The 25,349-nt window shown below is 72.9% G+C and carries 24 protein-coding genes; 10 read left to right on the forward strand and 14 right to left on the reverse strand.

The features are described 5' to 3' along the window. Nucleotides 1-11: 11 nt before the first annotated feature. The 6 genes from ACIQMJ_RS38925 to ACIQMJ_RS38950 all read right to left on the reverse strand — a co-directional run bounded on the left by ACIQMJ_RS38925 (nt 12) and on the right by ACIQMJ_RS38950 (nt 5,237). Nucleotides 12-977 carry a VWA domain-containing protein gene (locus tag ACIQMJ_RS38925; RefSeq protein ID WP_499766035.1) on the reverse strand — a complete coding sequence of 322 codons (966 nt, stop codon included), beginning with the start codon at nt 975-977 and terminating at the stop codon, nt 12-14. Continuing rightward, complete coding sequence (locus tag ACIQMJ_RS38930; RefSeq protein ID WP_387491028.1) at nt 977-1,858, reverse strand: DUF58 domain-containing protein; 882 nt, start codon at nt 1,856-1,858, stop codon at nt 977-979. The genes ACIQMJ_RS38925 and ACIQMJ_RS38930 overlap by 1 nt, the downstream gene beginning before the upstream one ends. A 65-nt stretch (nt 1,859-1,923) precedes the next feature. Then, nucleotides 1,924-2,955 (reverse strand): AAA family ATPase, encoded by a 1,032-nt coding sequence (locus tag ACIQMJ_RS38935; protein WP_141982847.1) that lies wholly within the window; start codon nt 2,953-2,955, stop codon nt 1,924-1,926. 133 nt (nt 2,956-3,088) lie between these two features. After that, on the reverse strand, nt 3,089-3,622 hold the full coding sequence (gene mobA, locus ACIQMJ_RS38940; RefSeq protein ID WP_499766036.1) for a molybdenum cofactor guanylyltransferase: 534 nt from the start codon (nt 3,620-3,622) through the stop codon (nt 3,089-3,091). 16 nt (nt 3,623-3,638) lie between these two features. Continuing rightward, entirely contained in the window at nt 3,639-4,397 is a 759-nt protein-coding gene (locus tag ACIQMJ_RS38945; RefSeq protein ID WP_499766037.1) for an MHYT domain-containing protein, read from the reverse strand. 114 nt (nt 4,398-4,511) lie between these two features. Further along, a complete protein-coding gene (locus ACIQMJ_RS38950; protein ID WP_499766038.1) occupies nt 4,512-5,237 on the reverse strand; it encodes a maleylpyruvate isomerase family mycothiol-dependent enzyme in 726 nt (241 codons plus the stop codon). Nucleotides 5,238-5,281: 44 nt separating this feature from the next. Here ACIQMJ_RS38950 and ACIQMJ_RS38955 point away from each other — a divergent pair, with 44 nt between their 5' ends. Then, nucleotides 5,282-6,166 (forward strand): MerR family transcriptional regulator, encoded by an 885-nt coding sequence (locus ACIQMJ_RS38955; protein WP_499766039.1) that lies wholly within the window; start codon nt 5,282-5,284, stop codon nt 6,164-6,166. A gap of 3 nt (nt 6,167-6,169) precedes the next feature. On the opposite strand, the gene ACIQMJ_RS38960 is transcribed toward ACIQMJ_RS38955, so the two are convergent. After that, nucleotides 6,170-7,597: a sensor domain-containing diguanylate cyclase gene (locus tag ACIQMJ_RS38960; RefSeq protein ID WP_499766040.1), complete on the reverse strand. Its 1,428-nt coding sequence runs from the start codon at nt 7,595-7,597 to the stop codon at nt 6,170-6,172. Continuing rightward, nucleotides 7,594-8,157: an alpha/beta fold hydrolase gene (locus tag ACIQMJ_RS38965; RefSeq protein ID WP_499766041.1), complete on the reverse strand. Its 564-nt coding sequence runs from the start codon at nt 8,155-8,157 to the stop codon at nt 7,594-7,596. Before ACIQMJ_RS38965 ends, ACIQMJ_RS38960 begins: the two co-directional genes overlap by 4 nt. Nucleotides 8,158-8,487: 330 nt before the next feature. Between ACIQMJ_RS38965 and ACIQMJ_RS38970 the strand changes: the two genes are divergently transcribed. From ACIQMJ_RS38970 to ACIQMJ_RS38980, 3 genes are all read left to right on the forward strand, one after another. Continuing rightward, nucleotides 8,488-9,234 carry an SAM-dependent methyltransferase gene (locus ACIQMJ_RS38970; RefSeq protein ID WP_499766042.1) on the forward strand — a complete coding sequence of 249 codons (747 nt, stop codon included), beginning with the start codon at nt 8,488-8,490 and terminating at the stop codon, nt 9,232-9,234. Between the two features lie 48 nt (nt 9,235-9,282). Continuing rightward, on the forward strand, nt 9,283-9,972 hold the full coding sequence (locus tag ACIQMJ_RS38975) for a GrpB family protein (protein WP_499766043.1): 690 nt from the start codon (nt 9,283-9,285) through the stop codon (nt 9,970-9,972). A 180-nt stretch (nt 9,973-10,152) separates the two neighbouring features. Next, nucleotides 10,153-11,010, forward strand: coding sequence for an ion transporter (locus ACIQMJ_RS38980; protein ID WP_499766044.1), 858 nt, complete (start codon nt 10,153-10,155; stop codon nt 11,008-11,010). Nucleotides 11,011-11,013: 3 nt separating this feature from the next. Here ACIQMJ_RS38980 and ACIQMJ_RS38985 read toward each other — a convergent pair whose 3' ends face one another. From ACIQMJ_RS38985 to ACIQMJ_RS39000, 4 genes are all read right to left on the reverse strand, one after another. Beyond that, nucleotides 11,014-12,312 (reverse strand): NlpC/P60 family protein, encoded by a 1,299-nt coding sequence (locus ACIQMJ_RS38985; RefSeq protein WP_499766045.1) that lies wholly within the window; start codon nt 12,310-12,312, stop codon nt 11,014-11,016. 172 nt (nt 12,313-12,484) lie between these two features. Then, nucleotides 12,485-14,017 carry an AMP-binding protein gene (locus ACIQMJ_RS38990; protein ID WP_499766046.1) on the reverse strand — a complete coding sequence of 511 codons (1,533 nt, stop codon included), beginning with the start codon at nt 14,015-14,017 and terminating at the stop codon, nt 12,485-12,487. Nucleotides 14,018-14,062: 45 nt separating this feature from the next. After that, entirely contained in the window at nt 14,063-14,329 is a 267-nt protein-coding gene (locus ACIQMJ_RS38995; protein WP_499766047.1) for a carbonic anhydrase family protein, read from the reverse strand. A 21-nt stretch (nt 14,330-14,350) separates the two neighbouring features. Continuing rightward, nucleotides 14,351-15,085, reverse strand: a complete 735-nt coding sequence (locus ACIQMJ_RS39000) for an SIR2 family NAD-dependent protein deacylase (protein ID WP_499766048.1) — start codon at nt 15,083-15,085, stop codon at nt 14,351-14,353. 87 nt (nt 15,086-15,172) lie between these two features. Here ACIQMJ_RS39000 and ACIQMJ_RS39005 point away from each other — a divergent pair, with 87 nt between their 5' ends. From ACIQMJ_RS39005 to ACIQMJ_RS39020, 4 genes are all read left to right on the forward strand, one after another. Next, nucleotides 15,173-15,604 (forward strand): hypothetical protein, encoded by a 432-nt coding sequence (locus ACIQMJ_RS39005; protein ID WP_499766049.1) that lies wholly within the window; start codon nt 15,173-15,175, stop codon nt 15,602-15,604. Beyond that, the gene (locus ACIQMJ_RS39010) at nt 15,601-17,115 is read left to right on the forward strand and encodes a flagellar basal body protein FliL (protein WP_499766050.1); all 1,515 of its coding nucleotides are present in this window, start codon (nt 15,601-15,603) and stop codon (nt 17,113-17,115) included. The genes ACIQMJ_RS39005 and ACIQMJ_RS39010 overlap by 4 nt, the downstream gene beginning before the upstream one ends. Before the next feature lie 227 nt (nt 17,116-17,342). Further along, nucleotides 17,343-18,278: a LysR family transcriptional regulator gene (locus ACIQMJ_RS39015; RefSeq protein WP_499766051.1), complete on the forward strand. Its 936-nt coding sequence runs from the start codon at nt 17,343-17,345 to the stop codon at nt 18,276-18,278. After that, the gene (locus tag ACIQMJ_RS39020) at nt 18,275-18,823 is read left to right on the forward strand and encodes a DapH/DapD/GlmU-related protein (protein ID WP_499766052.1); all 549 of its coding nucleotides are present in this window, start codon (nt 18,275-18,277) and stop codon (nt 18,821-18,823) included. Before ACIQMJ_RS39015 ends, ACIQMJ_RS39020 begins: the two co-directional genes overlap by 4 nt. A 7-nt stretch (nt 18,824-18,830) precedes the next feature. On the opposite strand, the gene ACIQMJ_RS39025 is transcribed toward ACIQMJ_RS39020, so the two are convergent. Together ACIQMJ_RS39025 and ACIQMJ_RS39030 are read right to left on the reverse strand one after the other, a co-directional pair. After that, the gene (locus ACIQMJ_RS39025; protein WP_499766053.1) at nt 18,831-19,478 is read right to left on the reverse strand and encodes a hypothetical protein; all 648 of its coding nucleotides are present in this window, start codon (nt 19,476-19,478) and stop codon (nt 18,831-18,833) included. Then, complete coding sequence (locus ACIQMJ_RS39030) at nt 19,475-20,221, reverse strand: ABC transporter ATP-binding protein (RefSeq protein WP_499766054.1); 747 nt, start codon at nt 20,219-20,221, stop codon at nt 19,475-19,477. The genes ACIQMJ_RS39025 and ACIQMJ_RS39030 overlap by 4 nt, the downstream gene beginning before the upstream one ends. A gap of 175 nt (nt 20,222-20,396) precedes the next feature. On the opposite strand from ACIQMJ_RS39030, the gene ACIQMJ_RS39035 reads away from it, so the two are divergent. Both ACIQMJ_RS39035 and ACIQMJ_RS39040 read left to right on the forward strand, forming a co-directional pair. After that, nucleotides 20,397-23,237: an aconitate hydratase gene (locus ACIQMJ_RS39035; RefSeq protein ID WP_499766055.1), complete on the forward strand. Its 2,841-nt coding sequence runs from the start codon at nt 20,397-20,399 to the stop codon at nt 23,235-23,237. Between the two features lie 424 nt (nt 23,238-23,661). Next, a complete protein-coding gene (locus ACIQMJ_RS39040) occupies nt 23,662-25,329 on the forward strand; it encodes a VWA domain-containing protein (RefSeq protein WP_499766056.1) in 1,668 nt (555 codons plus the stop codon). The last annotated feature ends 20 nt before the right edge of the window (nt 25,330-25,349 follow it).

Below are 25,349 nucleotides of genomic sequence, written 5' to 3' on the forward strand. Positions count from 1 at the left end.
ATACTGCCGCGTCACGGCAGACGTTGCCCGAAGAGCAGCGCGCCCGCCACGGCGATCATCCCCAGCACGGTGCCCAGCGTGACCCACGGCCGCGACGCGTCGGCCTGCTTCTTCTCGTACCCGATCTGCTCGCCCAGCGTGTCGTACACCCGGCGCAGCTCCTCGGCGCTCGCGGCCTTGAAGAACTCGCCGCCGGACAGCTTCGCGATCTCCTTCATCGAGTCGTCGTCCACCGGCACCTCCTGCCGCCGGCCCTCGATCTCGACCACGCCCTCCTCGGTGCCGAACGAGATCGTGGAGATCGGAACGCCCGCCTTCTTCGCGTCCTCGGCCGCGTCGAACGCGTCCCGCGTGCCGACGGTCTCCTTGCCGTCGGTCATCAGCACGACCCGCGCGGGCGGTGGCCCGTCCGCGCCGCCGACGACCTTGCCGAACGAGTCGATCGCCGCCAGCGCGGCCACGATCGCGTCACCGGTCGCGGTGGACTGGGCCAGCTTGAGCCCGTCGATGCTCTGCGTGACCGCGGCGCGGTCGGTGGTCGGCGCGACCAGCACGGTGGCGGAGCCCGCGAACGAGATGAGCCCCAGGTTGATGCCCGGCGTGAGCCCGTCGGCGAACGACTTGGCGGCCACCTGCGCGGCCTCCAGCCGGGACGGCTGCACGTCGGTGGCCTTCATCGACAGCGACGTGTCGATCACCAGCATCACGGTGGCCCGGTTGCGCGGCACCTTCTGCTCGGCGGTCGGCCCGGCCAGCGCCACGGTCAGCGCGATGAACGCCACCATCAGCAGCGCCACCGGCACGTGCCGGTACCAGCCCTGCCGCTTGGGCGCGACCTTCTCCAGCATCGGCAGGTTCGCGAACCGCAGCGTCCGCTTGCGCAGCACGCGTTGCACCACCACGTAGAACGCGGCCAGCGCCGCCACGCCCACCAGCAGCAGGAACCACCACGGCGCGGTGAAACCCGACAGGCTCATCAGGCCACCCCTCCCGACCAGCGGCGCTTGCGCGCGACGACGAACCGCACGGTGTCGGCGATCCAGTCCGAGTCGGTGCGCAGCACCAGGTGACCGGCGCCGGCGCGGCGCAGTCCCGCGGCCACCTCGGCGCGGTGCTCGGCGGCGGCGGCGGCGAACTCGCGGCGCAGCAGCGGCGACGCCACGACCTCGCGCTGCCGGCCCGACTCCGGGTCGGCCAGCACCACCGTGCCCACCTCGGGCAGGTCGATGTCACGCGGGTCGATCACCTCGATGGCCACCAGGTCGTGCCGGGCGGACAGCGCGCGAAGCGGGCGCTGCCACTCCGTGCCGCCGAGGAAGTCGGAGATCACCACGACCAGGCCGCGTCGCCGCGGCGGGCGGCGCAGCTGCTCGACCACGTCGGCCAGCGAGCCGCGGGTGCCCTCGGGCGCGCGGGGCGTCTCGGCGACCTTGCGGATCAGGCCGCGCGAGTGCGCCAGACCGCCGCGCGCGGGCACCCGGACGAGGTCTTCGCCGGTGGACACCAGCGCGCCGATCCGGTTGCCGCCGCCGCGGGTGAGGTGCGCGACCGCGGCCGTCGCGGCGACCACCAGGTCGCGCTTCTCGCACGCCGCCGTGCCGAAGTCGAGGCTCGGCGACAGGTCGATCGCGAGCCACGTCTCCAGCTCGCGGTCGGCGACGGTCTCGCGGATGTGCGGCACGGTGGTGCGGGCGGTGACCGCCCAGTCCATCCGCCGCACGTCGTCGCCGGGCTGGTAGGGCCGCGCCTCGCCGGGCTCGGAGCCCGGTCCGGGGACCAGGCCCAGGTGGTTGCCCTGGAGCAGCCCGTCGAGCCGGCGGCGCACCTCCAGCTCGAGCGTGCGCAGCGCCGCTTCCATCCGGCCGCCGTGCAGCACCGGTGGCGCCCAGCTCGGCCGCTCGCCGGTCGTCGGGTTCGGCTCGGTCACGGCCTGCCCGCGGGCTGCGGCGTCTGCGGACGGGCCGAGACCTGCGGCAACGGCACGGTCTGGAGCACGCGCGTGATGATGTGGTCCAGCGGCACGCCGTCGGCCAGCGCGTCGTAGGACAGCACGAGGCGGTGCCGCAGCACGTCCGGCACCACGTCCACGATGTCCTGGGGCAGCACGTAGTCGCGCCCGCGCACCAGCGCCAGGGCGCGGGCGGCGGCGATGATGCCGAGGCTGGCGCGCGGCGAGGCGCCGTAGGCGACCCACCCGGCCACGTCGGTGAGCTGGTGCTCCTTGGGCGCGCGGGTCGCGATGACCAGCCGCACCACGTAGTCGACCAGCGCGTGGTGCACGAAGACCCGGGAGGCCACGCCCTGGAGGCGGACCAGCTCGTCCGGGCCGAGCACCTGGCTGGGCACCGGCGGCTCGACGCCCATCCGGTAGACGATCTCCCGCTCCTCCTCGGCCGTCGGGTACTCGACCTGGATCTTGAACAGGAACCGGTCGCGCTGCGCCTCGGGCAGGGGGTAGACGCCCTCGTTCTCGATCGGGTTCTGGGTGGCCAGGACCAGGAACGGGGTGGGCATCGGGAACGTCTTGCCGCCGATGGACACGTGCCGCTCGGCCATGACCTCCAGCATCGCCGACTGCACCTTGGCGGGCGCGCGGTTGATCTCGTCGGCGAGGACGAAGTTGGCCACCACGGGGCCGAGCTCGACGTCGAAGCTCTCGCTGCCCTGGCGGTAGATGCGGGTGCCGAGGATGTCGGCGGGCACCAGGTCGGGGGTGAACTGGACGCGGGAGAACGAGCCGCCGACGACGTTGGCGAACGTCTCCACGGCCAGCGTCTTGGCCACGCCGGGCACGCCTTCCAGCAGCAGGTGGCCCTTGGCCAGCAGGCCGACGAGCATCCGCTCGACCAGCCGGTCCTGACCGACGATCACCCGCTTGACCTCGAACACGGTGCGTTCGAGCAACTGGGCGTCACGAGCCGGCGTGTGGGTCGCCTCGGCGGCGGGCTCGGACAAAGGTCCTCCTCGACAGGGTTGTACGACTGTGGCCCAGTCTCCCCTGCCGACGGTGTGGCTCTTGTGAAGGGGGTGGGCCCCGAATTCGGGCAGCGGCGCAGCTCACGCCGTCCTCACCGGATCTTGGTCCCCGTCACGGGGTCAGGTCGCGCGGGGTGTCGACGTCCCGTGCCTCACCCGGTCGGGCGACGACAGCCGCGGCGTCCAGGGGGCCGAGGACGGACCTCATGGACGCGTCGCGCGGGTCGGTCGGCAGCGCTCGGCGCAGCGCCTCGGTGCGCCACGCCCCGATGAGCCACTGCGAGCGCCCTTCGTCGTCAACGAGGACCGCGCCGGTGTCGCCGACGGCTGCGAGCAGCCGGTCCACCGTGGACCGGGTGATGCCCGGCTGGTCCACCGCGAGCACCACCACGAGGTCGGTGGTCACGTGCGCGAGCCCGGCGGCCAGTCCGGCGACGGGTCCACCGCCGGGCGGGTCCTCGCGCGCCCACGTCACGCCGGGCACGTCGTCCTTGCGCGGACCCACGACGACGGTCCGCCGTGCGCCCGAGACCGCGTCCAGCACGTGGTCGAGCAGCGTGCGACCGCCGACCACGACGGACGCCTTGTCGACGCCGCCCAGCCTGCTGCCCCGACCACCCGCGAGGACCACCGCCGACCACGACACGGGCTTACGGTAGCCGTCAGGCGGCCTCGCCCAGCACGTCGTCGTCGGAGGTGAACAGCATCCACAGCAGTGCCGCGACCACCAGCGCGCTGGTCACGAACACCGGGAACACCAGGTCGAACACGGCCGTGCCCTGCGGGGCGGCGATCGTCGGGTCGGTGGTGACCCGCACCGCGGCCATGCCGGTGTAGTGCATGCCGGTGACCGCCACACCCATGATCAACCCGGCCGCGACCCGCGCCGAGGTGGTCTTGACGACCAGCGTGAACCAGAACGCCGCGGTCGCCGCCACCACCGCGATCACGCAGGACAGCGCCACCAGCGCCGGGTCGTAGCCGAGCTCGCCGCGGAACCGGATGGCGGACATGCCCAGGTAGTGCATGCCCGCCACGCCGAGCCCGGCCAGCAGCCCCGCGAGGAGCAACCGCATTCGGGTGAACCGGACCAGCGTGACCAGCGACAACCCGACCCCGACCACCCCGATCGCCACCACCGCCGACAGCGCGGTCAGCGGCGCGGAGTACTTCACCGCCGCACCGGGGACGTCGAAGCCGAGCATGGCGATGAAGTGCATGAGCCAGATGGCCACACCCCCGATGGCGACCGCGCCGAACGCGGTCCAGCGCGCCTTGGCGGCGCGTTCCGGCTCGGCCTGGGCACGCGCCATGCAGGCGAGGCCGATCAGCGAGCCGACGACGGAGACGACGTAGGCCAGCACGAGGGTGGAGAGGCCGTCGGAGGAGAAGTGCTGCATCGAGTCGTGGGGCACAGCCATTACTAACCGACGGTGATCACGTTCACCAGAAAAGACCAGGTGAATTCATTGACCCGCAATCGAACTGACCCCTTTTTCTACTGTGTGTAGTTTCCGAGTGGGCTGAACGGCCGCTCACAGCGCCGTGTGGGTGAGCCAGTGGTCGAGGAGGGAGCGGTCGCCGGACACGGTCACGCCGGTGGCGTCCGGAGACAGCCGCCGGGTGGCGACGAGCAGCAGGTCGCGGGCGCTCGCCGTCACCGTGACGTCCCCGTCACCGCCGCCCCGCCGCCAGGTCGGGCCGGCCGATCCGCGCGTGATCGACCACGGTGTCGCGTCGTGCGGGCGCAGCGCGATGGTGTGGCCGTCACCGCGCAGCTCGGCCAGAGCCGGTTTCAGAGCGGGAGCGCCGGGTGCGGTCAGCAGCTCCAGCAGGCCCTCCAGGGCGTCCCCGGCCAGGTCGGCCGGGATCAGGGCGTCCCGACCCGCGAGGTCGGCGTGGTGGACGGTGGTGTCGTGCAGCATCCGCCGCAGCCAGAACCGGGACGGGCCGTCGCCGAAGTAGGTCCACACCGGCGTGACGCCGTCGCCGACCGCCTCGACCAGGTCCACCGCGCCGTCGCGCAGCCACGCGGCCCAGTCGTCGGGGACTTCCTGCGCACGGGGATCGGGCACGTCGACGGGCGCGCCGGAGCGCACGATCTCCTCGGCCCAGCGGTGTTCCTGGCCGATGTGCGCCACGAGGTCACGCACCGTCCACTCCGGACACGTCGGCACGGTCGCGGTGAGGTCGCGCACGTGCGCGGCGAAGGCGGAGGTCTGCTCGAGCAAGCCCACGGCGAGGCGTTCCAGGGTCGGCATGGCCGTACCGTAGGAACGGCACCCGGGTGGAGGTTCGACCGATCGTGACGGGGGACACAATGCTGGGCATCGGTGACCTCGCGCGGTTGACCGGGGTGCCGGTGCGCACCATCCGCTTCTACTGCGACGAAGGCGTGCTCGAACCGGCCCGCAGCGCGGGTGGGCACCGGCGGTTCGACCAGGCCGCCGTCGACCGGCTGCGGACCGTCCGGGAGCTGCGCGCGCTGGGGTTGGGGCTGCCCGTGATCACCGACGTGCTGGCCGGGCGGCGGTCACTGGCCGACGCGGTCGCGGCGGAACGGGCGGCGCTCGACGTGACCCTGGCCGGGATCGCGTGGCGCAGGGCCGCCCTGCGCGCCGTCGAGCACGCCCCGCCGGCCGCCCGGGCCGCGCGCCTGGCGTTGCTGGCCGCCGCACCGGACGGCCGAGCCGTGCGGGACTCGCTGACGTCCTTCTGGAGCCGTTGCTACCTCGGCCCCGCGCCGGCCGACACGGTCGAGATGTTCCTCCAGGTGAGCGCTCCCCCGCCACCGGCCGACCCGACGCCCGAGCAGGTGCTCGCGTACGCCGGGATGGCCGCCCTGACCGCGGACCGGTCCCTGCGCCACCTGCTGGCCACCCGCGACCGCGTGCCGGACCAGGGCGCGCTGCACGACGGCGTGGGCCGGGCGTGCGACGCAGCCCGCCCGCTGGTGTCGGCGGGCCGCCCGCCCGGGCCGGGACCCGCGCTGGACCTGTTCGTGCGGTCCTACGCGGAGGTGCTGGGCCGGCGGGACACCCCCGCGTTCCGCCGGGCCCTGCGCGCGCGGACCGAGGTCGAGGGCGATCCCCGGCTGCGCCGGTACTGGCGCCTGGTCGGCGCGGTGACCGGCGAGGAGGTCACGGTCGGCGCGGCGCACTCGTGGCTGCTGGACGCGCTCGCCGCGTGAGGCTCAGCCCCCGGCGCGGCGGCCGACCACGCGGTTGCGACCGGCGTCCTTGGCCTCCAGCACCGCCACGCTGGCCTCCTCCACGGCGTCGGTGACGGACGCGCCCGCGCAGACCTCCACCGCGCCGATCGACACCGTCACCACGCCGCCGGGGTTGCCCCGGTGCTCCAGCCCGAGCCGCTGCACCTCCTGCCTGATCCGCTCGCCCAGCGCGAGCGCGCCGTCCAGCCGCGTGCCGGGCAGCAGCACGGTGAACTCCTCGCCCCCGTACCGGTACGCCCGGTCACCCGCGCGGGTGGTGCGGTCGATGGCCTCGCCGACCTTGCGCAGCGTCTCGTGGCCGGCCAGGTACCGGTACAGCGTGTTGTAGCTGTGGAACCGGTCGATGTCGACCAGCAGCAGGCTGTACGGCTCGCCCGCCCGGTTGCGGCGGGCGTGGTCGGCGTCGAACGTCGCCGGGTTCGGCAGCCCGGTCCGCTGGTCGATGGTCGCCGCCTCGGCCAGCGCCCGGTTCTCCGCGTGCAGCTCCTCCAGCCGCTCGGCGAGCCGGTCCACCTGGTGCTTGCGCGCCAGCGCCCAGTCCTCCAGGTCCTCGTCGTAGACGGCGACGCCGCCCGGGCCGATCGTCTTCGCCCGGTACATCGCGAGGTCCGCCTGGTGCAGCAGGTCCTCCGCGCCGTGACCGGGCCGGACGAACGTGATGCCCGCCGACACCGACACCCGGATCACGCCCTCGTCCAACGTCACCGGCGTGGCGATCACGGCCAGGATCTCCCGGGCCGCCGCGATCGCCTCCAGCTCGTCCAGCTCGTCGAGCAGCACGGCGAACTCGTCGCCGCCGAGCCGGGCCGCCGTGCCGCGCCCGGCCACCACCGCGGCCAGCCGTGACGCCACCAGGCGCAGCACGTGGTCGCCCGCGGCGTGCCCGTGGCAGTCGTTGACCTCCTTGAACCGGTCGAGGTCCAGGAACACCAGCACCGGGCCCGGCGCGCCGCGCACGGCCTGCTCCAGCCGCGGCAGGAACCCGGTGCGGCTGGCCAGCCCCGTCAACGCGTCGGTGTTGAGCCTGCTGCCCAGCTCGTCGGCCGTCGCCGCCCAGCCCGTGACGTCCAGCGCCACCACCACCAGGCCGCGCACGTCCGGGTCCGCGCTCAGGTCGCGCGCGATCAGGTCCACGTGCCGGTGCCGGGAACCCTGCACCGGCACCGCGCAGGTCAGCCGCGACGCGCCCGCGCGCCCCACCGCCTGCAGGAACGTGCCGACCGCCGCCGCGTCGCCGGTCGCCACCAGGTCGGGCAGCAGGCCGGACGCGCCGCCGAACAACCGCCGGGCCGCCGGGGTCGCCCACCGGACGCCCAGGTCGGTCGGATCGACCACCAGCACGGCGGCGTCGGCCCGTTCGAGCACCGCCTGGTGGAAGCCGCCGTTCATCGCGACGCGCGCAGGAACCGCAGCAGGACCCGGTCGAACTCGTCCGGCCGGTCGAGGTTCACCAGGTGACCGGCACCCTCGACAACGACCTCCTCCGCGCCGGGCACGGACTCCTGGAGGAGGTCGGCCACTGCGTGGATGTCCGACGAGTCGAGGTCGCCGACGACCACCGGCGTCCGCGCGCGCAGCTCGTGCGGTCGGTCGACCGCGTGCAGCTCGTCCGGCAGGTCCGTCACCCGGTCGGGGTGGGCGAGCGCGAAGCCGACCGCGGTGCGGGCGCCCAGCGACAGCCCGACCAGGGTCGCCCGGTCGAGGCCGGGCCCGTCGAGCAGGTCCTCCAGGTCTTCGTGGTGGGCGAAGGGGCCGGTCACCGGCGACGACCCGCCGTGGCCCCTCGCGTCGTACCGGACCGCGGTGTGGTCCCGCGCCAGCAGCGGGAATTGGCGGTCCCACAGGGCGCCCGAGAGGCCGCCGGCGTGCAGCAGCACGACCGGCGGCCCGTCGCCCCGTCTTTGGTAGGTCACTTCGCCGTCGTCGAGCATCAAGCGGCCGGCCGTCATGGTCCCCCCTGGACTTGACTTCCTCCCTGTACCCATCGACGCTACCGAATCCGGGCCGGGCATTCGGGTGATCGGGACCATTTCTCCGCAATTCTGGGGTGGCCATTCCGAGATCGCGCCGAATAGGGGTTCATATCCACCCGTGGTCCACTGTGGACAGGCCAATCGAGACGGAACGGCAAACCGGTGGACAACCGCAGGCTGCCGTGCCTAACCTCGCCGCCGACCGTCCCCACGCGTGCGAAGAGGTGCATTGGATGCCCGTCCGGGTCCCGGCCGCCGAGCGGCCGATCACGCCGACCGACCCCTTGGACGTGAGGACGACCGGAAGTGGACATACCCCGTAGATTCACCATCCGCGAAAGCGGCCACCGCATCCACAACCCGCTGGACGACGCCAAGTTGGCCGTCCTCGGGCGGGCGTTGCGCCCGGGTCCCGGGTGGCACGTGCTCGACCTGGCGTGCGGTTCGGGCGAGATGCTGTGCACCTGGGCCCGCGACCACGGGCTCACCGGCACCGGCGTCGACCTGAGCGCGACGTTCCTGGCCTCGGCGAAGGCCCGCGCGGCCGAGCTGGGCGTGACCGACAAGGTCCGGTTCGTGCACCGGGACGCGGCGGGCTACGTCGCGGACGAGCCGGTGGACGTCGCCGCGTGCGTCGGCGCCACCTGGATCGGCGACGGCGTGCCCGGCACGGTCGAGCTGCTGCGGCGCAGCCTGCGCCCCGGCGGCCTGCTGCTGGTCGGGCACCCTTACTGGCGGCAGGACCCGCCCGACCAGGCCGCGGTGGAGGGCAGCCACGCGGCCTCCCGGGACGACTTCCTGCCGCTGCCCGACCTGCTCGCGCAGTTCGGTGAGCTGGGCTGCGACGTGGTCGAGATGGTGCTGGCCGACCGGGACAGCTGGGACCGCTACGTCGCGGCGCAGTGGCTCACCACCCGGCGCTGGCTGGACGCGAACCCGGACGACGAGCTCGCGCCCGCGCTGCGGGCCGAGCTCGCCGGCGAACCGGCCCGGTACGCGCGCTACCAGCGCGAGTACCTGGGCTGGGGCGTGTTCGCCCTGATGGACCGCTGACGCGGAGCGCGGACCCCACCTCGGCGGGGTCCGCGCCACCATGGACCCATGGATGATCCACGACTGCGCGTCGAGGTGGTGTCCGCGCCGGCCGTCGCGGACCGGTTGCGAACGCTGGACGTGACCGGGCTGGTGACCGTGCTCGACCGGCCCGGACCCGCCGCGCTGGTGGTCGGCGGCGTCGAGGACGCGCGGGCGGACGTCGTGGCGGACGACCCGGACGCGCTGTGGTCGGGCCGGGTCGAGCCGTTCGCGCGGCGGTTCGCGGGCATCGACCCGCCGCCGCGCACACCGCCCGCGCCGGCGGACCACGACCCGCGGCTGCCGGCCGCCGCGCGCCGCCTGCCGGACCGGCTGCGCGCACACCTCGCCGAGCCGTCGTGGAGCTACGAGCACATCGGGTCGAGCGCCGTGCCGGGGTTGCGCGCCAAGCGGTTCGTCGACCTCCAGCTCGGCGTGACCGCGCTGCCCGACCCCGCCGACCTCGACCCCCGGCTGGCGGCGCTGGGTTTCCGGGTCGCGACGGGATCGCGACCCGACTCCCCCGGCGAGACCCACGACTGGCGGAGCGATCCCGACGTGCCGGCCGAGCTGTACCGCAAGCGGCTCTACTTCCGGCCCGACCCGGCCGAACCCGCGATCCTGCACGTGCGGTCGTTCGGCAACCCGTGGCACGGGGCCACGATCCGCTTCCGCGACCGGCTGCGCGCCGACCCGGCCCTGCACGAGGCTTATTAGACGGCGAAACTCCGTGCGGCCGAAACGCACGCCGGAGACGACGACTACGACGACTACACCCGCGCCAAATCGGCATTCTTCCGCTCGATGAGGTGAATTCGCTCAAGCCGTGCGGTCCGTGCGCCGATGGGGCGGTGCTCGATCGAGCGAGATCCCCGAAGCGTGCAGGAGGAGTTCGGCATGGCTCTGCGCGACCGCGTCCGCGATGTCGTGGACGGCAGGCGCTTCCAGCAGTTCGTGATCGCGGTGATCGTGGTCAACGCGGTCACCCTCGGCTGCGAGACCTCGACGGCGCTGATGGGGTCCTACGGCGAGCTGCTCGACGTGCTGGACAGCGCCGCCCTCGCGGTCTTCGTCCTCGAACTGGTCGCGCGGCTGTACGCGCACGGGCCCCGGTTCTTCCGCGACCCGTGGAACTGCTTCGACGTCGTCGTCGTCGGCGTCGCCCTGCTGCCCGCCGCCGGCCCGCTGTCGGTGGTCCGGGCGCTGCGCGTCCTGCGCGCCCTGCGGCTGGTCGCGATGGTGCCGAGCATGCGCCGCGTGGTGACCGCGCTGGTGAAGTCGATCCCGGGGCTGCTGTCGCTGTCCGGGCTGCTCGTGCTGATGCTGTACGTCGGCAGCGTGGTGGCCATCAACCTGTTCCGCGCGAGCGGTGACCCGCGGTTCGGCGACCTCGGGGCGACCGTGCTGACGCTGTTCCAGATCACCACCGGCGACGGCTGGTCGGACGTGATGCGGGACCTGATGGCGACCCAGCCGCTGGCGTGGGTCTTCTTCCTGGTGTACCTGCTGGTCGGCACGTTCACCATGCTGAACCTGTTCATCGCGGTGGTGTGCAGCGCGATGGAGTCCGAGGCAGCGCCGGCGCGCGCCGGCGCGGAGGACCGGCTGCTGGACGAGGTGCGGGCGCTGCGCGAGGAGGTCCGGGCGCTCCGCGTGCAACCCTCCAGCGTGCACCCCTCCAGCGTGGAACCCTCCGGCGTGCAACCCTCCAGCGTGGACCCGCGCCGCCTGGACCCGGTCGGCGACCGGCGCTGACGGCTACAGCACGCGGGTGGCGTACGGCATGATCCCGCCGTACCGGACCGGGGCGACCCGGACGTGCGAGCCGGAGTACGGCGCCTCGACCATCATGCCGCCGCCGAGGTAGAGCGCGACGTGCGTGCCGCCGCCCGGTCCCCAGAACAGCATGTCGCCGCGCTGCGCCTGGGACAGCGGCACCTTGCGGCCGGCGTTGTACTGGTAGCCGCTGTAGTGCGGCAGGTAGACGCCGGCGCCCGCGAACGCGTACATCATCAGCCCGGAGCAGTCGAAGCCGACGCTGTAGTAGTCGCCGTGCGCGTCGCCGATGCCGCCGTCCCGGATGCCGACGGTGGGACCGTCGTAGTTGCCGCCGCCCCACGAGTACCGCACGCCGAGCTGCTGCATCGCGCGAGCCACGACGGTCTCCACGCTGCCACTGGCGGGCGCGGTCACCGGTTGCGGTCGGGGCGCCTGCGGCTTCGGCGCGGCGGCGAGCGCGGCCAGGCGCGCGGCTTCCTCCTCCTCGCGGCGCTTGTCCTGGAGCCACTGGTCGTACCGGTCGCGCTGGCCCTCCAGCCCTTCGACCGCGTGCAACGCCTGGTCCAGCTCGCCCTCGACGCGGGTCTTCTCGTCCTGGATGCCCTGCGCGGCGGCGGCCTGGCCCTGCTGCGCCTGCACGGCGGCGGTCTGCGCCGCGTCCGCGTCCCTCTTGGCCTGGTCGGCGTCGGCCTGCTTCCGGTCGGCCAGGTCGAGCGCGGCCCGTGCCGCCGACTCCTTGTTCGCCTGCTCGGCCCGGCTGCGCTCGACGTCGTCCAGCGCGTTGAGGCTCGACTCGCTGACGGCCTGCAGCAGCTGGGCGCGGGCGAGCAGGTCCTCGGGGCTGGTCGCGCCGAAGTACGCCGAGACGGAGCCGACCACGCTGCCCTGCTCGTAGCTGGCGGCGGCGAACTCGTCCAGCCGCACGCGGGCGTCCTCGACGGCCCGGCCCGCCGCCTCGGCCTCGACCCGGGCCGCGTCGGCGTCCCGGCGAGCCCGGTCGGCCTCGGTCCGGGCGGTGTCGAGGTCCACCCGGGCCTTGTTGGCCAGCTCCAGCTTGAACGCGACGTCGTCGGTCAGCTCCCGCAGCCGGGCCTCGGCGTCGGTGAGCCGACCGGTCAGCTCACCGACGCGGGCGGCCTTGGCGTCGGCCTGCTGCCGGCCGGCGTCGATCTCGGCGTCGCTCGGGTTGGGCGGCGGTGGCGGCACCGCGTGCGCGGCGCCCCCCAGACCGATCGCGGTGGTCAACGCGATCACGACCGGGATGATCCATCGAGTCACGACTGCCGCCCTCCCCGCGCACTCGGCCGAACGACGTTACGCCGAACGGCGCTACCCGGAGTCGACTGTGCCACTCGTGCCACATCGTTTCCAATGGACCCGGGGTGAACATCAGCCACATGGGCCACACCGGACGCGGGGAACAGCCCTCAGCCGGGTGACGCGATCACGGTCAGTTGACCTTGCGGTCGAGGTCGGCCCAGTACGGCTCGCGGAGCTTGAACTTCTGCACCTTGCCGGTGGCGGTGCGCGGGATGGCGTCGCGGAACTCGACCGACGTCGGCGCCTTGTAGCCCGCGAGCCGGGCCTTGCAGTGCGCGATCAGCTCCGCCTCGGTGACCTCCGCGCCCTCGGCCCGCACGACCAGCGCCTTGATCGTCTCGCCCCACTTGTCGTGCGGCACGCCGATGACCGCCGCCTCGGCCACCGCCGGGTGGGCGAACAGCGCGTCCTCGACCTCGATGGACGACACGTTCTCGCCGCCGGTGATGATCACGTCCTTCTTGCGGTCGGAGATCGTCAGGTGGCCCTCGTCGTCCAGCTCGCCGCCGTCGCCGGTGTGGAACCAGCCGCCCTCCAGCGCCTCGGCGCTCGCCCCCGGGTTGTCCCAGTAGCCCTCCATGACGACGTTCCCGCGGGCCAGCACCTCGCCGCTCTCGGACACCCGCAACCGCACGCCCAGGCCGGGCGCGCCCGCCCGGGACAGCTTGCGGGCCCGCTCGGCGGCCGGCAGCGCGTCGTCGGCGGGGCGGGTGCGGTTGAACGTGAGCAGCGGCGAGGTCTCGGTCAGGCCGTAGAGCTGGAGGAACTCCCAGCCCAGCTCCTCGCCCACGCGGGCGATGGTGCGGCTGGGCGGCGGCGCGCCCGCGCAGACGACGCGCACCCGGTCGCGGCCGGGGATCTCGCCGTCCCAGTCCTGGGCGGCGTCGAGCACGGCGTTCCACACGGCGGGCGCGCCGCACATCAGCGTGACGCCGTGGTCGCGGACGCGGTTGAGGATCTCCCTGCCGTCGACCTTGCGCAGCACGACCTGCGGCACGCCGAGGCCGGCCAGGCCGTAGGGCATGCCCCAGCCGTTGCAGTGGAACATCGGCAGCACGTGCATGTAGACGTCGCGCTCCCACGCGCGGGCGTGCAGGGCGAACGTGACCGCGTTGAGCCAGATGTTGCGGTGGGTCAGCTGGACGCCCTTGGGCCGGGCCGTCGTGCCGGAGGTGTAGTTGATGGTGGCGGTGGCGTCCTCGTCCGGCTCGTGCCACGGGCGCGGCTCGGTGTCGAAGCGCATCAGCTCGGTCTCGGTCTGCTCGCCGAGCACGAAGCGGTGCCGCGCCGTGACGCCGCCGAGGTCCAGCTCGGGGTCCACGAGCAGCGCCGACGCGCCGCTGTGCTCGACGATGTAGGACACCTCGTCGGGCCGCAGCCGGAAGTTGACGGGGACCGCGATGCGCCCGCTCGCGGGCACCGCGTGCAGCAGCTCGAGCAGCCGCGCCGAGTTGTGGCTGACCACGGCCACCCGCTCGCCCTCGCCGACCCCGAGCGCGTCGAACCCGGCCTGCCAGGCCCGGACGCGGTCGGCGAACCCGCCGTAGGTGGTGGTCGGCACGGGCGCGGCGGCCTGCACGGGCTCGTCCACGCACGCCGTGGTGTCGGCGAAGACCTGCTCCGCCCGGTGGAGGAAATCGGCGACAGTCAGGGGTACGCGCATACGTGGTGACCTTATGACGCCGGACGCGCCCCGGCCAGCCTCCGATCACCCGGTCGTCAGCACGACCCTGCGGTTCACCGGTTGGACCGGGCGGGGCTGGTCGGCGTGGGTTCGGATGAAGGCGCGCAGGGCCGGGTCGTCGACGCCGACCGGGTCGCGCATGACGACCCAGCTCACGATCTCGTCGAACCCGCCCGTGGTCAGCGAGCCCTCGTAGCGGTGGAAGCCGCCGCCCGGGAAGAGGGCGGGCAGGTCGATGCCGCTGGGCGGCTTGCCCTCCGAGGGCCCCGGCTCGCCCAAGTCCACGAACACCGCCACCACGCACAACGGGGGTCACCAGGTGCTGGGGTCGCCCCACGTGCGGATCGGACCGGTCGCCACCACGGGCACCGCGGCCAGCTCCGGCAACGCCGTCGCCGCCGGTTCGCGCACCACGGCCGCCGCCAGCGAGTCGTACGGCGTCGGGTCCAGGGTGCAGATCACCACCGCCGCGCCCGCCTTCGCCGCCAACGGCACGAGCTGGGCGGCGGGCTCGACGGTGAGCGACGTCCCCACCACCAGCATGGCGTCGCAGTCCAGCACGGCCATCCGCGCCGCCCGCACCACGTCGTCGTCCAACGGCTCGCCGAACGCGACCGCCGCCGGCCGCAGCACCCCGCCGCACACCGCGCAGTCCGGCGGCACGTCACCGCCGCGCACCCGGACCAGCGCGTCGCTCGTCGCGGAGGTGGCGCCACAGGAGACGCACACCACACGCGCCATCGATCCGTGCAGCTCGATCACCGTCGACCCGGCCCGCTGGTGCAGCCCGTCGACGTTCTGCGTCAGCAACGACCGCACCCGCCCGGCCCGCTCCAAGCCCGCCAACGCGCGGTGCGCGGCGTTCGGGCGCGCCGTCCACAAGGGATCGTCCAGCCAGGACCGCCACACCTCGCGCCGCACGCGCGCCGACGCCAGGAACGACTCCGCGTCGAACCGGAACCGCACCACGCCCGACTCCAGGGACACCCCGGCGCCGGTGAGCACGGTGATGCGCCGTGCGAGGGCCATCACGTCCCGTGCACTCATGCCACCACCGTCCCACACGCCTGCGAGCATGGGTGCGTGCGCGGGACACCGTCGGCGGAGCCGACAACCAGACGTTGGACGGGCGCGGTGCTCGGAGTTATCGGTTTGGTCACGGCCGTGGTGGGTTTCTTCCTGCCCTGGCTGCGGTCCGGGACGGTCACGCGGACCAGTTACGAGGTGCTCGCTCTGCGTGGTTTCGCCGGGTTGAGCGGTGTGCCGGGAGAGGTCGTGCGCGGGGTGTGGGTGGCACTCACCCCGTTGGCGGTGTGCTGCGTGGTGCTGTGGGCGGTCGGTTTTCACCGGATCGCCGGATGGATCGCACTAGTGTTTGGCACGATTACGGGAACGGTGGCGGCACTTGCCGCCGTCCAAGGGGGCAACGAGGCGGCACTGGTCGGGATCAGCCTGACCGGACCGGTGGTCACCCTCGGTGGTGCTGTGCTGGGGATCGCCGGGGCGATCACCGTGCTCACCGCGACATCCCGCACAGCGATCAGCACTCCAGGAGGAGCACCGTGACGTACCCAGGTGGCGGCGGAGGCGAATGGCCACCGCAGAACAACCCGTACGGCCAGCCGCAGGGGGGATACCCGCAGCAGGGCCAGCCGGGCGGCTTCCCCCAGCAGGGCGGCCCCCAGCAGGGCGGCTACCAGCAGGGCGGCTACCCGCAGACCGGCCCGCAGCCGCAGCAGGGCTACCCGCAGACGGGCCCGCAGGGCTTCGCCCAGCCGCAGCCCGGTTACCAGCAGGACTTCGGCCAGCAGCCCTACGGCCAGCAGCCGTACGGCTTCGCGGGTGGTGAGCCGCCGAAGAAGAAGCGCACCGGCCTGGTCATCACCGCGGTCGTCGCCGTCCTCGCGCTGGCCGCGGGCACGGTCGCCACGGTGTGGGCGCTGCGCAGCTCCGACGACGTGGCCGCGGGCTCCGAGAGCCCGTCGACCGCGGCGAACAACCTGCTCAGCGCCCTGGGCAGCGGTGACGTCCTGGGCATCATGAACGGCCTGGCGCCCGCCGAGGCCAAGCTCAGCAAGGACTACACCGAGGCCACGATCAGCGAGGCCAAGCGGCTGGAGATCCTGAAGAAGGACGCGGACCCGAACAAGCTGAGCGGCGTCCAGATCACGAGCGAGGGCATCAAGTTCGACGACGCCGCCGCGGAGAAGGTCAACGACCACCTGACGATCAACAAGGTGGTCGAGGGCAAGATCACGATCACCTCGGACGTCAAGCAGATCCCGCTGACCGACAAGCTGGTCGACGCGCTGGGCGCGGACCTGCAGAAGGCGGGCACCGAGACCGAGACGCTGGACTTCGCCAAGGAGAAGGCCGACCGGGACGGCAAGCCGATCGGCATCGCCACCATCAAGGTCGGCGACGAGTGGTACCCGAGCCTCTTCTACACCATCGCGCACGCCGCGCTGGAGGAAGAGGACCTGAAGTGGCCCGCCCAGGGCATCGCGCCGGCCGGAGCGGCGTCGGCGAACGACGCCGCGAAGCAGCTGGTGGAGAAGGCGTTCGAGGGTGACGTCGAGGGCGTCATCGCGCTGCTGCCGCCGGACGAGATGGGCGTGCTTCAGGACGTCGGCCCGGTCATCCTGGACCAGGTCGGCAAGACGCCCGCCACCGGCGCGAAGCTGGTCGAGCTGGAGACCGACTCGAAGGACGTCAAGGGCGGCACCCAGCTCACCATCCGCAAGCTGGTCGTCGAGGCCGAGGGCGAGACGGTCGAGATCAGCCGGGACGGCGACTGCTACAGCGCCAAGGTCCAGGGCCAGTCGCAGCGGCTGTGCGCGGACGAGATCACGCAGCTGGTCGAGCAGCAGGGCGGCGGCGACATCCCGGCCGCCGCGGTCGACGTGATCGCCCGCGTCGGCGCGCAGGTGCTGAAGGACGGCATCGGCGTGGTCGCCACCGAGGTCGACGGCAAGTGGTACGTCAGCCCGTTCCGCACCTACAGCGAGCTGTTCCTGACGCTGATGCGCGGCCTGGAGCCGAAGGACATCGACGAGCTGATCAAGGCGATCAAGTAGTCCAACCGCCTGACGCACGCTCCGCAGGGGTCCCCGCCAAGGGGACCCCTGCTTTTATTGTGCCCCGGGGGTCCGACGATTTCGGCCGCCGAGCACCGTCGCGAGCACCGGCCGCGATCCCGGTGCGGACGACCGGACCGCGTCCCCACCGACCGCGCCGGAGCGCGACGACCCAACCCGCTCCCGGTGAGCCACAACGATCGGTTGTGCGCGTTTAGGCTCGGGCGGTGGACACGGAAGCGCTGCGGTCGTTCGTCAGGGCGGCCGAGCTCGGGCAGCTGCGGCACGCCGCCGCCGAGCTGGGCGTCACGCAGCAGGCGGTCTCCAAGCGGGTCGCCGCGCTGGAGCGCGAGCTGGGCGTGCGCCTGTTCACCCGCACCGCCCGAGGGGTCGGGCTGACGCTGGACGGCCAAGCGTTCCTCCCGCACGCCCGGGGCATCGTCACGGGCGCCGATCGCGCCGTCACCGCGGTCCGGCCCGGCTCCCGGGCCCTGCGGATCGACGTCCTCGGCCTGCGCAGCGCGCAGGCCGTCGTCCTGCACGACTACTGGCGCTCGCGTCCGGGCACGAACCTCGACGTGGTGACCCTGAGGGTGGACGACCCGCGCCTGGCCGCCGCGGCGGTCGAATCGGGCGACGTCGACGCCTCGTTCCGCTCGGTCACCGACCGGGCCGAGCTGCCACCGGCCGTGCGGATGATCCACGCGTTCGACTCGCCGCTCGAACTCCTCGTCGGTCCGCGTCACCCCCTGGCGTCCGCGCGGGAGCTGACGCCGCAGCGGCTGCGCGGGCACCGGATCTGGGTGCCCGGCATCGCCCGGCGCAGCGAGTGGGCGGAGTTCTACGACGAGCTCACCACCGCGTTCGACCTCCGCATCGACGCGGCGGGCCCGAACTTCGGCAACGAGGTCCTCCAGGACGCCCTCGCGGACTCCGGCGACGTGGCGACCCTCGTCGGCGCGCGCGACCGGTACACGTGGCCGACGGGCCACGACCTGCGCCGCATCCCGATCGCCGGTCCGACGCTCGCCTACCCGCTCTCGCTCCTGCTGCCCGGCACGAACCCGCACCCGGGCCTGCGGGCGGTCGTCGAGCACCTCGGCGGCCTGCCCGCGCTCCGCGGACCGGTCTGGCGCCCGTCCTGGGCTTCGGCGCCCCGATGAGGAAGCGCGACAACCGCCTCGTGCGGATCCGCAGCACCGAGTTCCGGGCCATGTCCGAACGGGTGCTGCGGGCCACCGAGCTCACCTCCCGCCTCAACGTGCTGCCGTTCGACGACGAGAGCGGCAAGGCGGAGCTGTTCGAGCAGATCCTCGGCCGGCCGCTGCGGGACGGCGTGACGATCTACCCGCCCTTCTACACCGACCACGGCCTGCGCCTGGACCTGGCGGACCGCGTGTTCGTCAACCAGAACTGCACGTTCCTGGACTACGCGGGCATCCGGCTCGGCGAGCGCGTGATGATCGGGCCGCGGGCCACGTTCATCACCGTCGGTCACCCGGTCGATCCCGAGGAGCGGCGCGGGTGGCTGAGCGGCGGGCCCATCGACGTGGCGGAGAACGTGTGGATCGGCGCGGGCGCCACGATCCTGCCCGGCGTCACCATCGGCCGTGACGCCGTGATCGCGGCGGGCGCGGTCGTGGCCGACGACGTGCCGCCGTCGACTCTGGTCACGGGAACGAAGGCCGCGGTCCGCCGGCGGTGGTGACGTCACGCTAACCGCGACGCGGGCCCAACGCCGCGCCGAGCCACGTCGCACCCGCCACGAACAGCGCCGCGACCACGCCGGACACCGCCAACGCCGTCGGCACGCCGTCGTCGTGGGACAGCGCCCACAGCACGTTGCCCACCGGCGGCGTGCGGCCGAACAGGAACACCAGCACGACCAGGGCCGTCGCGGCCAGCACGGACCAGCCGGTCTGCGGGATCACCGGCCGGCCGCACAGCACGCCCACGCCGACGCCGACCAGCGCGCACACGGCCAGCGCCGCGAAGCCCTGCGCGACCGTGCCGGGCGGGTACGGGCGCGGCTGCGTCACGACCGGGACCAGGGCGGCGACCAGCGCCACCGCCAGCGCCGCCAGCACGGACAGCGCGGTCACGGCCGCCTGGGCCCGCGCCCAGCCGCCCGCGGTCACCACGGTGATCGTCCGGCGCACCGGGTCCTCGGCGGTGGCGATGACCACCGTCAGCCACGCCGACACCGGGTAGACCAGCACGCACGTCCCGGCGTACGCGGGCAGCGGCGGGCCGGCGTCGGAGGCGTAGAGCATCCCCAGCACGGCCGCGAGCACCAGCGACGGCGGCAGCCAGCGCTGCGTGCGCAGCACGTCCACCAGCAGGTACCGCACCAGCGCCGTCACGACCGCACGCTCCGCACCGAGCAGCCCAGCCGCAGCGCCTCGGCGAGCACGCCGTCGCTGAACCCGGCCCGCACCTCGACCCGCGCCCCGCCGCCGACCTCGTGCGCCGCGAACACCCCGTCCAACGCGCTGATCAGCGCGAACGCCTCCCCCACCCGGTCGAGTTCGATCACCACGCCCCCGGGCCGGGTCGCGCCGAGCGCCACCTCGCGGGCACCGGGCAGGTCGTGCCCGTGGTGGTCGGTCAGCACGACGGCGGCCCGCGACGACGTCACCAGCCCGCCGAGCACCGCGCTCGCGGCGGCGTCCAGCCCGGACCACGGCTCGTCCAGCACCAGCAGGTCGGTGGCGTGCAGCGCCTGCGCGAGCGCGACCTTCTGCGCGTTGCCCTTCGACAGGGTGGCCATCGGCGCGTCCGGGTCGCCGACGAACCCCAGCGCCTCGACGAGGTCCCACCGGGCCGGGACGCCGCGCACGGCGGCGAGCCGGTGGAGGTAGTCGCGCGCGGACAGCCGCACGCCCGTCGGGAACCGCTCCGGGGCGTACCCGACCGACGGGCCGCGGTCGACCCGGCCGCTCGTCGGCGCGGTCACGCCCGCCGCGATCCGCAACAAGGTCGACTTCCCCGCGCCGTTGCCGCCGCGCAGCACGACCACCTCACCGGGTTCGACGGCGAGCGAGACGTCCCGCAGCACCCACGGGCCGCGGCCGTAGCGCTTGCCGATTCGATCAAGACGCACCACGGGTGTGATGATGCCCCGATCAAGGTAGGGCCGGGTTGAAGCGGAATACAGGACACGCGTACTGTTTGGGGTGAGAGGGCGCCGCACCCGCGGGTGCGGAAGACTCAGCAGCAGTTCCCCAACCGACTTTGCGCGTCACCAGATGGAGTTTCACGTGACAGGACCAGGGAGTTCCGTGCCTGCCGGCACTGGAGGCACCAGCAAAGACAGCTTCGGCGCCCGTGGCACGCTCACCGTCGGCGACGCCTCGTACGAGGTGTTCCGGCTGAGCGCGGTCGAGGGTGCCGAGCGCCTGCCGTACAGCTTGAAGATCCTGCTGGAGAACCTCCTGCGGACCGAGGACGGCGCGAACATCACCGCCGACCACGTGCGCGCGTTGGGCAGCTGGGATCCGTCGGCCGAGCCGGACACCGAGATCCAGTTCACGCCGGCCCGCGTGGTGATGCAGGACTTCACCGGCGTGCCGTGCGTGGTGGACCTGGCCACGATGCGCGAGGCGGTGACCCAGCTCGGCGGCGACCCGTCGAAGGTCAACCCGCTGGCGCCGGCCGAGCTGGTCATCGACCACTCGGTGATCGCCGACGTCTTCGGCCGGCCGGACGCGTTCGAGCTGAACGTGGACCTGGAGTACCAGCGCAACAAGGAGCGCTACCAGTTCCTGCGCTGGGGCCAGACCGCGTTCGACGAGTTCAAGGTCGTCCCGCCGGGCACCGGCATCGTGCACCAGGTCAACATCGAGCACCTGGCCCGCGTGGTGATGGTCCGCAACGGCGTCGCCTACCCGGACACGCTGGTCGGCACCGACAGCCACACCACCATGGTCAACGGCATCGGCGTGCTGGGCTGGGGCGTCGGCGGCATCGAGGCCGAGGCCGCCATGCTCGGCCAGCCGGTGTCCATGCTGATCCCGCGCGTGGTCGGCTTCAAGCTGCACGGCGAGCTGCCCGCCGGCGCGACCGCCACCGACCTGGTGCTCACGATCACCCAGATGCTGCGCGAGCACGGCGTGGTCGGCAAGTTCGTCGAGTTCTACGGCTCGGGCGTCGGCGCGGTGCCGCTGGCCAACCGCGCCACCATCGGCAACATGAGCCCCGAGTTCGGCTCGACCTGCGCGATCTTCCCGATCGACGGCGAGACCATCGACTACCTGAAGCTGACCGGCCGTTCGGCCGAGCAGCTGGAGCTGGTCGAGACCTACGCCAAGGAGCAGGGCCTGTGGCACGACCCGGCCGTGGAGCCGGTGTACTCCGAGACGCTGGAGCTGGACCTGTCGACGGTCGTGCCGTCGATCGCCGGCCCGAAGCGCCCGCAGGACCGCATCGAGCTGACCAACGCCAAGGAGGCGTTCCGGCAGGCGCTGGGCGCCTACGTCACGCACACCGACGGCGTGGACAACTCGCCGGTGGACGAGGCGTCGGAGGAGTCGTTCCCGGCCAGCGACCCGATCGCGGTGTCCGACGGTGACGCGGGCGGCAAGCCGCACGTGTTCCAGTCCGCCGCCGAGGGCGCGGAGGGCCGGCCGTCCAACCCGGTGAAGGTGACCGTGGACGGCGCGGAGTTCGAGCTCGACCACGGCGCGGTGGCGATCGCGGCGATCACGTCGTGCACCAACACGTCCAACCCGTCGGTGATGCTCGGCGCGGCGCTGCTGGCGAAGAAGGCCGTGGAGAAGGGCCTGGAGCGCAAGCCGTGGGTCAAGACGACCCTCGCGCCGGGCTCCAAGGTCGTCATGGACTACTACGAGCGCGCCGGGCTGCTGCCGTACCTGGAGAAGCTGGGCTTCCACCTGGTCGGCTACGGCTGCACCACGTGCATCGGCAACTCCGGCCCGTTGCAGGACGAGATCTCGGCGGGCATCAACCAGGGCGACCTGGCCGCGGTGTCGGTGCTGTCGGGCAACCGGAACTTCGAGGGCCGGATCAACCCCGACATCAAGATGAACTACCTGGCGTCCCCGCCGCTGGTGGTGGCGTACGCGCTGGCCGGTTCGATGGACAAGGACATCACCACCGAGCCGCTGGGCACCGACGCCGAGGGCAAGCCGGTGTACCTGGCCGACATCTGGCCGTCGCCGCAGGAGATCTCGGAGGTCGTCGCGTCGGCGATCTCGCCGGAGGGCTTCACCAAGGGCTACGCCGACGTGTTCGCCGGTGACGAGCGCTGGCAGTCGCTGCCCACGCCGACCGGCAAGACGTTCGAGTGGGACCCGCAGTCCACCTACGTGCGCAAGCCCCCGTACTTCGAGGGCATGCGGATGGAGACGACTCCGGTGACGGAGATCGGCGGCGCGCGCGTGCTGGCGCTGCTGGGCGACTCGGTCACCACCGACCACATCTCGCCGGCCGGCGCGATCAAGGTCGACTCGCCCGCGGGCAAGTACCTCAGCGAGCACGGCGTCGAGCGCAAGGACTTCAACTCCTACGGTTCCCGCCGGGGCAACCACGAGGTGATGATCCGGGGCACGTTCGCCAACATCCGGCTGCGCAACCTGCTGCTCGCCGACGAGAACAACGGGCAGGGCGTCCAGGGCGGGTTCACCCGCAACTTCCTGGAGGAGGGCGCGCCGCAGACCACCATCTACGACGCGTCGGTCGCCTACGCCGAGGCGGGCGTGCCGCTGGTCGTGCTGGCGGGCAAGGAGTACGGCTCGGGCTCGTCGCGCGACTGGGCCGCGAAGGGCACCTCGCTGCTCGGCGTGCGCGCCGTGATCGCCGAGTCGTTCGAGCGCATCCACCGGTCGAACCTGATCGGCATGGGCGTGCTGCCGCTCCAGTTCCCCGCGGGCGAGTCCGCGGCGTCGCTGGGCCTGGACGGCACGGAGACGTTCGACTTCACCGGCATCACCGCGCTCAACGACGGCGAGACGCCGCGCACGGTGCACGTGGTGGCGACGAAGGCGGACGGCGCGAAGGTCGAGTTCGACGCGGTGGTCCGCATCGACACGCCGGGTGAGGCCGACTACTACCGCAACGGCGGCATCATGCAGTACGTGCTGCGCAAGATGGTCCGCAGCTAGTCGTCAGGGGTGAGAGGGCCGTCCACCTCCGGGTGGGCGGCCCTCTCGCATGTCCGCGCCGACGCGCCGCACGCCTGCGCGGGCGTGGCGGAACGCGTGGCCGCCGCATTGTCGTCACAATTGCAGTTTCGTCCGTAACGATCCGCAGATCAAAAACGACGAGCCATTTCCACTGGCCCGATCGGGTGAACCGATTGCTCTTCGTGAGAATTCGTGTTTAACCTCTTCATGCCGACGCATCCGAGTCGCACGGCAAGTGTCATTCGGTGGGATCTTCGCTGGTCCGCACCTGTTCGGGGACTGACTTACCCGGCTTCACCGGAATGCGCGAACGTGATTCCAGAGGGGACTTCACGTCTCGTCGGCGCGCACGAGGAGGTGCGATACCGATATGAACCAGAACACTCGAAGACGGGCTTGCGGCGTGACCGCGGTCCTGCTGGCCGCTCTGGCGGCCCCGCTCGCCACCACCACCGCGGCGGTGGCCGCGGACGGCACCGTCACCGGCACCAAGACCCTGGGGGCCACCGACATCCCGTGCGGCGGGTCCGTCCCGGTCACCGTGACGCTCGACGCCCAGACCGGCATCGCCGGCAGCCCCGTCGACATCGAACTGGTCCTCGACCGCTCGGGCAGCATGCAGGACGCCATCGACGACCTCAAGACCGCCGCCAAGTCCTTCGTGGACATCATCGACGAGGCCACCGACGGCTCGCTGGACGGCGTGGTCGCCAACGGCAGCCGCATCGGCGTCGTCAGCTTCGCCGACGGCGCCACCGTCGACACCGCGCTCTCGTCCGACGCGAACGCCGCCAAGTCCGCCATCGACGCGCTCGTCGCGGCCGGCGGCACGAACCACTCCGCGGCCATCTCGACCGGCCAGGCGCAGCTCGCCGGGTCGGTGCCCGCGAACGAGAAGATCATGGTCATCATGACCGACGGCCAGACGACCGTGGGTCCCGACGCGAGCCCCGCCGCCCAGGCGGCGCGCGACGCCGGCACCGAGATCTTCGGCATCGGCCTCGGCTCCGTCGACGCGAACGAGATCCGGGACTGGACCAGCGACCCCGACGCCACGCACTACTACGAGGCACCGACCGCCGCCCAGTTGCAGGAGGTCTTCGAGGCGATCGGCGCGGCCATCGTGGTGCCCGCGGCGACCGGCGTGACCGTGGTCGACACGGTGGCACCGCAGTTCTCGATCAGCGGCGCGGCCGCGTCCAAGGGCTCGGTCGGCCAGAACGGCAACCAGCTCACGTGGACGGTCGACGAGCTGAGCACCGAGACGGTGACGCTGACGTTCACCGCGACGCACTCCCCGGCCGCCGGTGGCGGCGCGCTGGCGGTCAACCCGACCGTCGCCTACACCGACGCCCAGGGCCACGTCGTGACGTTCGGCAACCCGACGGTGAACGTGCGCGGCTGCGCGGCGTCCATCGACGTGGAGCCCGAGCACGCGGTCAACGAGCTGGGCACGCCCGGCCAGACGCACACCGTGACCGCCACCGTCACCGACGACTTCGGCGACCCGGTGGCGAACACCGCGGTCGACTTCTCCGTGCTCTCCGGCCCGAACGCGGGCGCCGCGGGCAACGGCAGCACCTCCGCCGCGGGCGCGGTCGACTTCACCTACCCGGGCACGCAGGGCCTCGCGGGCCTGGGCACGGACTCGATCCGCGGCTGCTTCACCCACGCCGCCGGCCACCGGGTGTGCGACGACGTGCTCAAGGACTGGGTCGACACGACCCCGCCGGTCGTGACGTGTCAGCCCACCAACAACCCGGGCGGGGGCACGGTGCCGCCGGCCGACAACGAGGACGGGTTCTTCATCCTGACCGCCACCGACGCGGTCGACCCGAACCCGCAGGTCTTCGTCTCCGACTCGGCGAGCCCGGCGGTGTTCGGCGGCTTCCCGAGCGGCACGAAGGTGAAGCTGGTGCAGGCGCCGGGCGCGACGCCGAACCAGAAGCCCGGTGTCGGTGACATCGACTGGCGCATCACGCTCAAGGGCGACGCCCTCGTCTACGGCGTGGACGCGTCGGGCAACCAGTCGGCTCCGGTGAGCTGCCTGGTCCCGCCGCCGCCGAAGTAACCGTTCGACCGTGAGGGGCG

The sequence above is a fragment of the Actinosynnema sp. NPDC091369 genome (genome assembly GCF_044757065.1).
Taxonomy (GTDB): Bacteria; Actinomycetota; Actinomycetes; order Mycobacteriales; family Pseudonocardiaceae; genus Actinosynnema.

Bases quoted from the DNA above. Each gene is read 5' to 3' on its own strand.
- ACIQMJ_RS38925 (WP_499766035.1), bottom strand. From the start codon at position 977: ATGAGCCTGTCGGGTTTCACCGCGCCGTGGTGGTTCCTGCTGCTGGTG.
- ACIQMJ_RS38930 (WP_387491028.1), bottom strand. From the start codon at position 1,858: ATGGAAGCGGCGCTGCGCACGCTCGAGCTGGAGGTGCGCCGCCGGCTC.
- ACIQMJ_RS38945 (WP_499766037.1), bottom strand. From the start codon at position 4,397: ATGGCTGTGCCCCACGACTCGATGCAGCACTTCTCCTCCGACGGCCTC.
- ACIQMJ_RS38950 (WP_499766038.1), bottom strand. From the start codon at position 5,237: ATGCCGACCCTGGAACGCCTCGCCGTGGGCTTGCTCGAGCAGACCTCC.
- ACIQMJ_RS38960 (WP_499766040.1), bottom strand. From the start codon at position 7,597: ATGAACGGCGGCTTCCACCAGGCGGTGCTCGAACGGGCCGACGCCGCC.
- ACIQMJ_RS38965 (WP_499766041.1), bottom strand. From the start codon at position 8,157: ATGACGGCCGGCCGCTTGATGCTCGACGACGGCGAAGTGACCTACCAA.
- ACIQMJ_RS38975 (WP_499766043.1), top strand. From the start codon at position 9,283: ATGGATGATCCACGACTGCGCGTCGAGGTGGTGTCCGCGCCGGCCGTC.
- ACIQMJ_RS38980 (WP_499766044.1), top strand. From the start codon at position 10,153: ATGGCTCTGCGCGACCGCGTCCGCGATGTCGTGGACGGCAGGCGCTTC.
- ACIQMJ_RS38990 (WP_499766046.1), bottom strand. From the start codon at position 14,017: ATGCGCGTACCCCTGACTGTCGCCGATTTCCTCCACCGGGCGGAGCAG.
- ACIQMJ_RS39000 (WP_499766048.1), bottom strand. From the start codon at position 15,085: ATGAGTGCACGGGACGTGATGGCCCTCGCACGGCGCATCACCGTGCTC.
- ACIQMJ_RS39020 (WP_499766052.1), top strand. From the start codon at position 18,275: ATGAGGAAGCGCGACAACCGCCTCGTGCGGATCCGCAGCACCGAGTTC.